The 13,144-nt window shown below is 43.0% G+C and carries 10 protein-coding genes; 4 read left to right on the top strand and 6 right to left on the bottom strand.

Annotation, left to right across the window (positions count from 1 at the left end; genetic code table 11):
- Positions 1–50 precede the first annotated feature (50 nt).
- Positions 51–668, bottom strand: a complete 618-nt coding sequence (locus FRZ54_RS16470) for an RNA polymerase sigma-70 factor (protein WP_147032676.1) — start codon at positions 666–668, stop codon at positions 51–53.
- Positions 669–1,126: 458 nt separating this feature from the next.
- Between FRZ54_RS16470 and FRZ54_RS16465 the strand changes: the two genes are divergently transcribed.
- Positions 1,127–3,784 (top strand): glycoside hydrolase family 2 protein, encoded by a 2,658-nt coding sequence (locus FRZ54_RS16465; RefSeq protein ID WP_147032675.1) that lies wholly within the window; start codon positions 1,127–1,129, stop codon positions 3,782–3,784.
- A gap of 45 nt (positions 3,785–3,829) precedes the next feature.
- Positions 3,830–6,145, top strand: coding sequence for a family 20 glycosylhydrolase (locus tag FRZ54_RS16460; protein WP_147032674.1), 2,316 nt, complete (start codon positions 3,830–3,832; stop codon positions 6,143–6,145).
- Between the two features lie 16 nt (positions 6,146–6,161).
- Here the strand turns inward: FRZ54_RS16460 and mnmE are convergent, their stop codons facing one another.
- On the bottom strand, positions 6,162–7,526 hold the full coding sequence (gene mnmE / locus FRZ54_RS16455; protein WP_147032673.1) for a tRNA uridine-5-carboxymethylaminomethyl(34) synthesis GTPase MnmE: 1,365 nt from the start codon (positions 7,524–7,526) through the stop codon (positions 6,162–6,164).
- Between the two features lie 75 nt (positions 7,527–7,601).
- Here mnmE and FRZ54_RS16450 point away from each other — a divergent pair, with 75 nt between their 5' ends.
- Positions 7,602–7,970, top strand: a complete 369-nt coding sequence (locus FRZ54_RS16450) for a hypothetical protein (protein WP_147032672.1) — start codon at positions 7,602–7,604, stop codon at positions 7,968–7,970.
- 33 nt (positions 7,971–8,003) lie between these two features.
- Entirely contained in the window at positions 8,004–9,062 is a 1,059-nt protein-coding gene (locus FRZ54_RS16445; RefSeq protein ID WP_147032671.1) for a nucleoid-associated protein, read from the top strand.
- 38 nt (positions 9,063–9,100) lie between these two features.
- On the opposite strand, the gene FRZ54_RS16440 is transcribed toward FRZ54_RS16445, so the two are convergent.
- The 4 genes from FRZ54_RS16440 to proS form a co-directional block, all read right to left on the bottom strand.
- Positions 9,101–9,478: a DUF5655 domain-containing protein gene (locus tag FRZ54_RS16440; protein ID WP_147032670.1), complete on the bottom strand. Its 378-nt coding sequence runs from the start codon at positions 9,476–9,478 to the stop codon at positions 9,101–9,103.
- A 9-nt stretch (positions 9,479–9,487) separates the two neighbouring features.
- Positions 9,488–10,282: a TIGR02757 family protein gene (locus tag FRZ54_RS16435; protein WP_147032669.1), complete on the bottom strand. Its 795-nt coding sequence runs from the start codon at positions 10,280–10,282 to the stop codon at positions 9,488–9,490.
- Positions 10,283–10,399: 117 nt separating this feature from the next.
- Positions 10,400–11,539 (bottom strand): cystathionine gamma-synthase, encoded by a 1,140-nt coding sequence (locus FRZ54_RS16430; protein WP_147032668.1) that lies wholly within the window; start codon positions 11,537–11,539, stop codon positions 10,400–10,402.
- Positions 11,540–11,641: 102 nt separating this feature from the next.
- On the bottom strand, positions 11,642–13,114 hold the full coding sequence (gene proS, locus FRZ54_RS16425) for a proline--tRNA ligase (protein WP_147032667.1): 1,473 nt from the start codon (positions 13,112–13,114) through the stop codon (positions 11,642–11,644).
- Between the last annotated feature and the right edge of the window lie 30 nt (positions 13,115–13,144).

The following is a 13,144-nucleotide window of genomic DNA, read 5'->3' as shown; positions in this document are numbered from 1 at the left end:
GCCTACAGGTTTTAAAAAAATATTTTTTTTGCCGATTGCGGGGTAAGTTATCAGGACGTCAACCCGATAAAAGGCACATTCGCAGTGGGTTCAATTGTAGACCTTGACGTTGATTGGTGAGCCGCAAGAATTACACTTAACTTTTTGATAGCCCTGAAAAGTTGTGTTTGAACAGTACGCGGCGAAATATTCAAAATTTCGGCTACCTCTTTATATTTCATGCCGTCTTCTTTGATAAGCCTGAAAACGATGCAGGCTTGTTGCGGCAGTGACGCGATCGCCTGGTCGAGCTGAAAATGAAGCTCTTTTCGTTCCATCTCTTTTTCAGGGTCGAAAGTATTTACAAATTCAACCCTGTCCGACGATTCTATTTGGACGAGGTGAATATTCGAGAATTTTTTAAGGTAATTAAAAGACTGATTTTTTACCGCAACGAATAGATAAGTTTCAGGGTTATCGATATTAATCAGCTCTTTTCGGTTATTCCAGCATTTTACGAAAATATCGGATACAATTTCTTCTGCTGTTTCTTTCTGCCCGATATAAAACACGCAGAATTTGATAAGCCGTGTATTGAGCATATGAAACAATAACTCAAACGCCTTGAGATCGTTCTCAAAACACACCTTTTTCCACAGGCTTAAAGTATTTGTTTTATCAATTTTCAAGAAACAACCAATTTACATGCCCCAAACAATCTTTGCTATGCAATCTAATTGCGATGCAATGTAACAACTTTGCAACAAAATTTAAGATATATTTCCAACTTTATAAAAAATAATGTTAATAAAACATTTATTGAAGATTATTTATCGCCCGTGTAGGCAAATTGGCCCCAAAAATTGTCCAATCAGAACATAAAACTGATTCACTATGGCTTATTTTTCACCCCAGAACCTATTATATGTAGACTAAAAACAATTTAAACATTTTTTTGCCAGGAATTAAGCAAAATCATTACCTTAAAAAGTCATTTTTTGAATTTATTGCTGGTGTTTTAAATACACTAAGTACAATGTTTTATATTTTCTACCTGCCTGATTATTAAATGATATACCGATATTTCACCCCATCTATTCTAAAACCACTAATCCGCACCTTACAGATAATGCCACAACAAATATTTATGAAACTTAAAAAGTCAAAATTAATTCTTGTCAATCTTTTGTTTACACTATCGCTGTCCACCGGCTATGCCCAAACCAGTTATGAGCTAAACAGCGGGTGGAAATGCGCACCGGCAGGCAATTTAAAAAATACAGGTTACGAGCTTTCAAATACAAAATTCAGTATAGCCGCCTGGATGCCCGCTGTCGTACCCGGAACTGTCCTAACGACGCTTCTGTATAATCAAAAAGTTCCCGATCCATTTTTCGGAATGAATAATCAGCAAATACAAGATATATATAAAACAGGACGCGAATATTATACATACTGGTTTGTTAAAGATTTCAGAGAAGCGCCTGTTCAGAGAGGCGAACAGGTGTACTTGAACTTCAGGGGGGTAAATTATTCATGCAACATTTACCTGAATGGCCATAAGCTCAATAAAACGGCACAAAAGGGCATGTTTTTAAGGTTTAATTATAATATCACGTCTTATTTGGGAAAAACCGGCAGCAATCGCCTTGCTGTTTTGGTTTACCCTCCGGATGTAGCAGGCAACCCGAATGGCGGGCAGGGAGGCGACGGCACTATCGCCAGGAACGTTGGCTTGCAATACACTGCCGGGTGGGACTGGATTCAGCCGGTAAGGGACCGTAACACTGGTATATGGGATAAGGTTACTATCGAAAAAACAGGACCTGTTCGCATTACAGATACACATATCATCACCTTAGTGCCTGGTATAAGGCTTCCGCAAGGCCCGCAAAAACCTGCCATAATTCAAGTTTCAACAGAGCTTAACAATGCATCGGCCGTCGCTGTAACCGGTGTATTGAAGTACGAACTTGACGGCAAGATCATTTCTAAAAGGGTTTCCTTAAAGCCGATGTCTTCCCAATCTGTAAGCTTTGATGATTATAAGTTACAAAATCCAAAACTTTGGTGGCCTAATGGCTATGGCCCGCAGGACCTGTATGATATAAAAGTAAGCCTTGTAACAAATGGCCAAAAAGTATCTGATCGGCGTGTCCTTAAGATCGGGGTACGACAATTAAGTTCTGAATTTAACGAACATACCGGGAGCCGGCAAATAGAAGTAAACGGTCAGAAAATTTTTATAAAAGGCGGTAACTGGATCATATCTGACGAAATGTTGCGTCTGTCAGACAAACGATACGATGCAGAAGTACGTTTTCACAGGGACATGAATCTGAACCTGATTAGGGTGTGGGGTGGTGCAATGATTGAACGTCCGGAGTTTTATGATGCCTGCGATAAATACGGTATACTGGTTTTCCAGGATCTTTGGGGCTCCGGCGATTGCAACGGGCGCTGGCAGGACCCGATGAAGTTGGACGATCAATGGGCCAGGAGAAAATACCCTGATGACCATAAATTATTTCTTCAGTCAGCAGAAGATCAGATTAAAATGGTACGCAACCACGCTTCGCTGGCAATATGGTGCGGAGGCAACGAAATAACACCTCCCGAGGATATTCTGACCGCTTTACGGGATACGATTTTACCCCGGTTGGATAATACCCGCTGGTTTGTAGATTATTCCAATTCCGACAGCATGTCTCATAATACTTTAGGTGGAAATGGAGACGGGCCCTATGGTATTCAGCCTTTATCTATTTTTTGGGAGCATCGAACCTTCCCTTTCAACTCTGAAGTGGGATCGGTTGGATTAAGCGATTATGAATCGCTTAAAAGATTTATTCCTGCAAACAACCTTATCTCACCGGTGTATGATGAGGTTACCCGGAAAACGACGACCGATTCGGTTTGGGATTATCATAAATACATTGGCTACGATACCAGCATAAGTAAATATGGAAAAGCAAAGAATGCCGAAGATTTCGCGTTCAAGGCACAATTGGTCAACTACGACCAATACCGGGGCCTGGCTGAAGGGTTCAGCTCTCACATGTGGGATTGGTACACGGGTTTCATTATCTGGAAAACACAGAACCCATGGACGGCCATGCGCGGGCAAATGTATGATTATTACTTAGACCCTAATGCCTGCTTATACGGGCTGCATAACGGGAGCGAGCCATTACACATCATGTATAACCCTGTAAACGGTATGGTAATGGCCGTTAATAATACTTTTAAAGCAAGGCGAAGTATGATGCTGGTGGTGAAAACTTATGATATGGCCGGCAGGGAAAACCTGTTGACACAAGTGTTTGCAGACATCGGTCCAACTACGAGTAAAAGATATTTTTCAATTAAGAGCGAAATTGACAAGATAGCGGCCAAAGAAGGGGTATTCCTTTCACTACAACTCCTTGATGAAGAAAAAAAGCCGATCACAGAAAACCTGTATTGGATAGCCGATCATACAGGAAATTATTCGGGTTTGCAAAAAATGAAGCAAAGCAATCTGCTTGCTAAAGCCCGTTCAATACATCCGGGTTTGGTGGAAGTAACTCTTGAAAATGGAAAGAATAACACGTCTGCATTTTTTAACAGGATATCGCTGGTAGATGCCGGAGCCGGGTCGCGGCTGTTGCCTGTATTTTACAGCGATAATTATGTAACCATATTACCTGGTGAGAAGAAAACGATAATTGTAGATTGCAAAAGCATCAACGGAAAAAACAAATCGGCAATAGCCATAAACGGCTGGAATACCGAACAACGCCTGGTGCCTATTGACACAAACTAATTTATCATAAACAGCCAGGCAATATTTAACGTAAGAACATTCTTGATGAAAAACACCATAAATACCATCATTCTTTTGATCCTGTGTACAATTTTCGGGGCGTCTGAAATAACACACGCACAATCAGTTGGGGCAAAATACGACCTCATCCCCTATCCTCAATCACTTATTCCTGGAACCGGCGCGTTCAGGGCAACCCCGGCTACCACAATTATTCGGGGCGACCACGATAGATTCGCTAGTGAGGTCAATCAACTAAATAACCTCTTTATAAAAGCTTTTGGTACACCGCTTAAGAAAACGAGTAACAAGACAAACGCCAACGCCATAGAAATAAAGTACAACCCAACACTCGAAGGCCCCGAAGGGTATACGCTTACGATAACCGGAAAAATGATAACTATTTCTGCAAAAGAAAGTGTCGGCATATACAGGGCAATAGAAACAATAAGGCAGCTTCTTCCTGCTGAAATTGAGAATAAAAGTGGTAAAAAAACCAAGAGTGTAATACTGCCAGCTTTAAGCATTACCGACTATGCAGCCTATTCGTGGAGGGGTATGCACCTGGATGTTTCGCGGCACTTTTTTTCTATGAGCTATCTCAAAAAGTTTATTGACATCATGGCACTTTACAAGATGAATAAACTGCATCTGCATTTAACAGACGACCAGGGCTGGCGCATCGAGATAAAAAAGTATCCCAAATTGACTGAACAAGGCGCATGGCGCACCTTTGACAAAAACGATTCGGCCTGCATGAAAAGATCAAAGGATAATCCTGATTTCGCTATCGATACAGAGCATATTATTCATAAAGACGGTAAAACACTATACGGGGGCTTTTATACGCAGCAGCAAATGAAAGGCCTTGTTGTTTATGCTGCGGCCAGACATATCGATATAATTCCAGAAATTGATATGCCGGGGCACATGATGGCTGCCATTACTGCTTACCCATTCCTGACCTGCAATGGTGAAAACAAATTTGGTGAACTTTTTTCAAAACCCATTTGCCCTTGCAATGAAAGTACTTTTGAATTTGCCGAAAACGTATTTTCCGAGATAATGGACATCTTTCCTTCCAAATATATCCATATCGGCGGTGATGAGGTCGATCGGTCGGACTGGGCAAAATCAGATGCTTGTAAAGCCCTGATGCAGCGCGAGGGAATTAAGGACCTTCCGGCACTCCAAAGTTATTTCATTAACAGGATGGAAAAATTCTTTAATTCAAAAGGCCGTAAACTTATTGGCTGGGACGAGGTTATTGAAGGGGGCATAAGTCCTACGGCACTCATTATGTACTGGCGGGGCTGGGTGCCGGATGCTCCTGTAAAAGCAGTAAAAAATGGCAACACGGTAATAATGGCGCCTGGAGAGCCCCTTTATTTTGATAACCAGCCTGATCAATATTCGCTTTATAAGATATATCATTTCAACCCAATCCCTGCTAAACTGAACGAACAAGAAGCGAAAAACATCATCGGCGCGCAGGCTGAATTATGGTCCGAAAACCTGCCTTCGGAAAAGCGAACCGATTATATGTATATGCCAAGGATGACAGCTCTTTCTGAGCTGCTTTGGACGAACAAACAAGGAAATTATGACTCCTACGTGGAGCGTTTGCAGTTAAACTATAAACGCCTTGATGTATTGAATGTTCATTACCGGTTGCCCGACCTGCCTGGGATAATCAATGAAAATGTTTTTACGGATGCAGACACGCTAACCATTAAAAAACCGTTACCGCAAATGCGGATATTTTATACAACGGATGGCACCCTTCCAAAAACTTCGTCGCAAGAACTGAAGGCGGCGCTAATTATCAAACAATCCAAGGTCATCAAACTGGCTGCTTTTATGCCGAATGGCCTGCGTGGCGACATTTATACGCTTAATTACAAAAAACAGGAGTACGCTCCGGCAATACAACTAAATAACCCGAAACCCGGTTTGATTTGCAATTATTACAAAGCCTTTTTTAAACAAACCAGTCTCATCAGTGCAGCGAAAAGTGATAGTACTTTTGATACCAACACGATTACGGTGCCCGCAACTGTGAAAGCTCCATCGTTTGCCATAACCTACAGGGGATATATTGACATCCCTGCCAACGGAGTATATAGCTTTTATTTAACATGCGATGACGGGGGCGTACTTAAAATAGCGAACTGCACGGTAGTTGACAACGATGGCCTGCATTCCGCTATCGAAAAAAACGGCCAGGTTGCGCTAAGTAAGGGCTTACAACCCTTCGTACTTGATTTTATTGAAGGCGGAGGCGGCTTTACGCTCAAATTAAAATACAGCATCAACGGATCGGAGCCAAAGGAAGTTCCTTCGGACTGGTTCAAGAACTAATTGAATCCTTCAGCTTTTACTTGCCGATACAAAACTTCGAAAAGATATTATCCAGCAGATCATCCGTTGTAACGGCGCCTGTTATTTCACCAAGGTAATGCAGGGCCTGTTTGATATCCATTGCGAGGAAGTCGGAGGTAACCTGGGTTTCCATGCCATTTAATAACCGGGCTAATGCAGCTTCTGTTTTTTGCAGCGCCTCCAGGTGGCGAATATTGGTAACCAAAGTTTCGTCGCCGCTTAATTGATGTTTTACTGCTGAACTGTATATCTTACGTTTCAATTCATCAATATGACGCTTCAATTTGGCCGAGATGATAATGGCGCTTTGGCTATGGGGTAGCGATAGTAGCTGTTCCTTTGTCAAGAGATCTGCTTTATTGGCGACAACCAGCATGGTTATGCCCGGCTTTTGAAGACGTTTAAGGTCATTATTCAGTTGTTCGATCGTTATCTCCACTGCATCAAAAACGTAGATCAGCAAAGCTGACTGGCTGATCTTTTCCATGGTCCGCTCCACTCCCATCTTTTCAATCGCGTCGGTCGCTTCGCGTATTCCGGCGGTATCTATTAGTCTGAAGTTGATCCCATTGATATTTAGAATTTCCTCAATGGTATCCCTCGTAGTACCGGGTATATGGCTTACAATGGCACGCTCCTCGTTTAGGAGGGCATTCAATAAAGTTGATTTACCGGCGTTGGGCCTGCCCGCTATTACTGTATTTACCCCCTGCTTGATAACATTTCCCAATTCAAAAGACTCGATCAGTCGGCTTACTACCTGGTTTATATTGATGATAAGTTGCTTTAGCTGGGCGCGGTTAGCAAACTCAACATCTTCTTCCGAAAAATCCAGTTCCAGTTCCACCAGCGAAGCAAACTGCACCAACTGGTCCCTCAGCTGTTGCAACTGGCTGCTGAAACCGCCGCGTAATTGTTGTATAGCAACTTGCTGGGATGCTTTAGAGTTTGATGCGATCAAATCGGCAACAGCTTCCGCCTGGGAAAGATCAAGCTGACCATTCAAAAATGCCCTAAGCGTAAACTCCCCCGGCTTCGCGCCTGTTGCACCTTTTTTTATCAATAGTTTGATAATAGACTCAATTATATAACCCGACCCATGGCAGGAAATTTCCACCACATTTTCTCGGGTGTAGGATCTCGGTGCGATAAACAAGGAAACCAAAACTTCGTCCAGCACAATGTCGCCATCGATGATCTGCCCGAAATGGATGGTGTGCGATTCTTGCTTGGTCAGGTCTTTCCCTTTAAAAACGCTACCAGCTATGCTAATAGCATCCGGGCCGGATAGCCGGATAACGCCAATAGCGCCGACACCGTTCGGAGTAGCAAGAGCAACGATGGTTTCTTCTTTGTTCATTCGATCGCAAAAGTCGCCATTTATCGCCAATCTTTTTATTCGTTTAATGTAAAATGTTATGGCTTAACTTTGTATATGCCAAAAGTTATCCCTTTTGATTTTGTATTTGATTACCTGCCGCACAATGTGGTTACCAAATCCATGTTCGGGATGCAATACATTTACCTCGGCACGAAACTTATGCTCATGCTTCGTAAGTCTGTTAAGGAGGTGGAGATGAACGGCGTTTGGGTAGCGACCGCAAAGGAGCATCATCAAAGCCTGGAGAAAGACATACCGGCTATGGTGGGCTATGTGCTGGATAACGGTGAAATCTATGAGTCGAACTGGCGGCTGATCAAAGATGATCGCGATGATTTTGAAGAGGCTGCGATAAAAGTGTGCGAACTGATAGCCCGCAGCGACCCACGTATAGGAAAACTGACCAAAAAGGCGCCGCTCTGAAGCGCAACAATATTTCCTTACTTTCGCCCCATTATGGTAACTTATTTCGAAGCATCACTGGAGTCAGTGTCTGTTCATCACGTCGGCAACCAATCGCAAAACGAATTTTATGCGCTATCTAACGAACCTCTTACTTTTAAGAATGAGGTAATACCGCAATTACTCAAACAATATTTTCTGAAGCCGTTTGAAAAGGCTACCGAAGTTTATCACCTTACGCACACAAGCGGCGACCTCAGCCTGAACGAAGTACATCACTTTATCACGCAAGCCTTCGAGGATAAAGACAAGTTCCATGAAATGTCCGAACAGGTGGCCAAACATTTGTACAATGTATCTAATCATCCGAGTATCAAACCTGGGGAATTGTATGTGGCTTATTTCAGCCAGGTACAGATAGAAGGTAATTTGCTGGATGCGATGGGTATTTTCAAGTCGGAGAACAAGGAAATTTACCTGAAAGTTTATCCTGACCAGGGTGGCTTTGGGATAGATTACGAAGAGAATGCCATCAATATTAATAAACTGGATAAAGGTGTGTTGATATTCAATATTGAAAAGGAGAATGGCTATAAAGTTGTGGTTGTCGATCATACCAGCCGCGGGCATGATGCTGCTGCCTATTGGAAGGACGATTTTTTACAGTTGAAGATCAGGAACGATAGCTTTAATCAAACCAACAATGCCCTGGGCATCTATAAAAACTTTGTCACTCAAAAGCTGGATGATGAGTTCGAATTAAGCAAAGCCGACAAGATCGACCTGTTGAATAAATCAATGAAGTATTTTAAGGAGAAGGATACCTTTGATATGGATGAATTTGCCGGCGAAGTAATCGGTAACCCCCAGGCTATCGAGTCGTTTAAAAACTACAAAAGCCAGTACGAGCAGGAGTTTGAATCGCCTATTGCCGATGTATTCGAGATATCATCCAACGCGGTAAAAAAACAGCAGCGTGTGTACAAAAGTGTGCTAAAGCTCGACCGGAATTTTCATATTTATATTCACGGCGACAAAGAACTGATAGAAAAAGGTTTTGACGAGGGCAAGTCGATGAATTATTACAAGGTTTACTTTAAGGAAGAAGCTTAGCGTATGATTACACCGATTTTGATTGTTGATTTCACCGATTAGCTGTCGTACGCTATTTTCATAAATTTTCGCACCTCATCGTTCACATCATCTGTATGGAGCATCCTAAAATGGTGGTTGCATTGCACATCGCCTGGCACTTGAGCTATTTTCTGGAAGCACAAGTTATCCTCGAATCGTTCTTTGAACGGAAACACCACGTGAATAAAATTCTTTCCTAACTGGGTAATATAAACGACCCGCTTATGCGAATTGGCTAAGCCGATCATGGTTTTAGCTGGGTGAACGGTGACTGGGCCTATTTTTTGGAATTCGTTGATTAAATGATCGAATAATGCCAAAGTTTCTACAGATTTCCCTATCAGAAATCGCCTCAGTTCTATTTCTTCCGCGTCTGTTCCGGTATAGTTTCGCATAGCATAAAATTAGAACAAATCCTGCAAAACTGCCCCATCACCCCAACGTTCCTCAATCCCCAACCCAAACAAAGCAAAATCATATTTAACCGGGTCTGATGGATCAAACTCTTTTAGTTGTTCGGTTAGTTCTATTGCCGTTTGCCAGTCGGTCTGCTTGCGGGTGATAAGATTAAGTTTTCGTGCCACACGGTCTACATGCAAATCGCAGGGCATGATCAGGTCAGCAGGTTTCAGTTTGTTCCAGATACCGAAATCGACCCCGGAACTATCCTTGCGCACCATCCACCGCAGGAACATATTCAGCCGCTTACATGTCGACTTTTGTGATGGTGCGGAAACATGCTTTTTAGTGCGGTTTGGGTAATCTTGTAATGAAAAGAAATAAGAACGGAAATAATTAAGCGATTCCTCTACTCCTTTCAGGGGGCTGGGCGGTATAAAAGCATCCTCAAGTGAATCATGTTGGCTATAATGATGCTTGAAAAATGAAATGAAATACAGTGTATCGATATCGTTAAAGGTGCGGTGTTTAAAACGTAATAATTTCTTTAAATCCGGCTCCTGGTGATTTATAATAAAATCATGGGGTGCGCCGTCCATCAAGCCAATTAATTCTTTACATTTATTGATGATAGTGAACCTTTGCCCCCAGGCTAAGGTTGCCGCCCAAAAACCCATGATCTCGATATCCTGCTTTTTGCTGAACAAGTGCGGTATGGATACCGGATCATTTTTGATAAAATCAGGCTGATTGTATTGCTCAACTTTGGAATCGAGAAAAGCTTTGAGGTTTTGTATCATGTAGTTGATTGAGTTGACTAAGTTAGATTGGTTGATTAAGTTATTTTTAATTATTTGGCAGAGATAAGCTCAGCGAAACACCATTCTAACTTAATCAACCACTCACACAATCAACTATCAGGCTAAAGCCTGACTTAAATCGGCTATCAAATCCTCAATATCTTCCACGCCTACGCTCAGGCGCAGCAAGTTGTCCACTACACCTGCTTTTTCGCGTTCTTCTTTGGGTATAGAAGCATGTGTCATCGTTACCGGGTGATTGATCAATGATTCGACCCCGCCCAGTGATTCGGCTAATGAAAATACATGAAATGAAGATGCTACGCGGAACGTTTCTTGCAAATCAGCATCTTTCAGCGTAATAGAGATCATGCCGCCAAAATCAATCATCTGTTTTTTGGCGATGTTATGATTAGGATGATCTGTAAAGCCAGGCCAGTATATCTTATCTACTTTGGGGTGTGTCTTTAAAAACTCTGCCACTTTACGGCCGTTCTCGCAATGCGCCTTCATGCGCAGGTGCAGTGTTTTGATACCCCGCAGCACCAGGAAACTATCCATTGGTCCAGGTGTGGCGCCGCAAGCGTTATAGATGAACCAGAGCTTTTTGTAAAGCTCCTCGTCGTTCAGCATTAGACAACCCATTACTACGTCGCTATGTCCGCCGATGTATTTGGTAACCGAGTGCATCACAATATCGGCGCCCAGGTCTATCGGGTTTTGCAGATAAGGCGAAGCAAAGGTATTGTCAACCGCAAGCAATAAACCTGTAGTTTTGGTGATCTTGGCAACAGCCTCTATATCAATAATCTGCATGGTTGGATTTGTCGGTGTTTCTATCCAAACCAATTTGGTATTTTCATTGATATAGTCATTAATTATCTGGGGGTTCGACAAATCAAGAAAATGGAATTTGATACCGTAATTAGCAAATATCTTTGTAAATATCCGGTACGAACCACCATATAGATCGTTCCCGGTGATCACTTCATCGCCCGGTTTCAGCAGTTTCATCACCGCATCGGTAGCGCCCATGCCGCTCGAGAAAGCAAGGCCGTATTTGGCATTCTCTAATGCCGCCAGGCAACCTTCCAATGCTTTACGCGTCGGATTCGTACCGCGCGAATACTCAAAGCCCTTATTATCTCCCGGCGATTTCTGCCAGTAGGTTGAGGTTTGATAAATAGGCGTCATGATAGCGCCGGTAGACGGATCGGGCTCCTGCCCTGCATGTATAGCTTTAGTTGCAAATTTCATAGCGTGCTTTGGTACGGTCCATAGTCGATAGTCAATGGACCATGGTGAAAACTTAAATGTTCAAAGCCATGGACTATCGACCATTAGCTATGGACTCCGCGTTTAATAAGCGCGTGCAAACAACACCCTTTGCGTCGACGGTTTGCCGGTGCGGATACATTTACCTTCTTCCAGTTTATTATCCAAAGGTATGCAGCGAATAGTTGCTTTGGTTTCGTCTTTTATCAGTTGCTCGGTTTCGGCGGTACCGTCCCAATGGGCTGACAGGAAACCCGGCTCTTCATCCAGCATTCGTCTGAAGTCTTCGTAACTGTCAACTTCCTTCGTGTTTTCTTGCCTGAAGCTTAATGCCTTTGCATAAATGTTAACTTGGATATCTTCAAGTAATTGTTCAATAACTGCAGCCAAACCTCCCTGGTTTACGGTTTCTTTTGTTTTAGTATCTCGACGCGCCAGCTCCACCGTGCCATTCTGCATATCCCTGCTGCCGATGGCTACCCGTAATGGCACTCCCTTTAACTCATACTCCGCAAATTTAGCACCGGGGCGGTGCGTATCGCGGTTATCAAACTTAACGGTGATGCCCTTTGCTTTTAATTCTTTGGTTAACCCCTTCACGTAAGTCGCGATGTTTTCCAGTTCTTCTTCATGCTTGTAAATAGGCACCACAACCACTTGTATCGGCGCCAGTTTTGGAGGCAATACCAACCCGGCATCATCGGAATGCGACATAATTAATGCACCTATCAGCCTCGTGGACACGCCCCATGACGTAGCCCAAACATAGTCCAGCTTATTTTCTTTGTTAGTAAACTTCACATCAAATGCTTTGGCAAAGTTCTGCCCCAAAAAGTGCGAGGTGCCTGCCTGCAGGGCCTTACCATCCTGCATTAAAGCCTCAATGCAATAGGTGTCCAAAGCTCCGGCAAAACGCTCATTTGGTGTCTTACGGCCACGTACCACCGGTAAGGCCAGCCAGTTCTCCGCAAAGTCAGCATAAACGCCAAGCATTTGCTCAGTTTCTGCGATTGCTTCGTCAGCGGTAGCATGGGCGGTGTGCCCTTCCTGCCACAGGAACTCACTAGTACGCAGGAATAGACGTGTACGCATCTCCCATCTTACCACGTTGGCCCATTGGTTTATTAACAGTGGCAGATCGCGATAGGATTGAATCCAACCTTTATAAGTGTTCCAGATGATGGTTTCCGATGTTGGGCGAATAATTAACTCTTCTTCCAGCTTGGCATCTTCATCAACAATAATATTACCGTTACCGTCATTTTTTAGGCGATAGTGGGTTACAACTGCACATTCCTTGGCAAAACCTTCAACGTGACTTGCCTCTTTCGAGAAAAAGGATTTCGGAATAAAAAGCGGGAAATATGCATTAGAATGACCGGTTTCTTTAAACATGCCGTCTAATACCGACTGCATTTTCTCCCAAATAGAATACCCATACGGCTTAATGATCATGCAACCTCTAACCGGCGAGTATTCTGCCAGGTCGGCTTTGATCACTAAATCGTTATACCATTGCGAGTAGTCTTCCTCTTTACTTATTATCCCTTTGCTCATATAATTATATAAATGTTAGAGCGCCAAATT

This window comes from Mucilaginibacter ginsenosidivorans (assembly GCF_007971025.1).
Taxonomy (GTDB): domain Bacteria; phylum Bacteroidota; class Bacteroidia; order Sphingobacteriales; family Sphingobacteriaceae; genus Mucilaginibacter; species Mucilaginibacter ginsenosidivorans.
The sequence above is the reverse complement of the archived record's forward strand: the minus strand, read 5'-3'. Positions and strand labels throughout refer to the sequence as shown.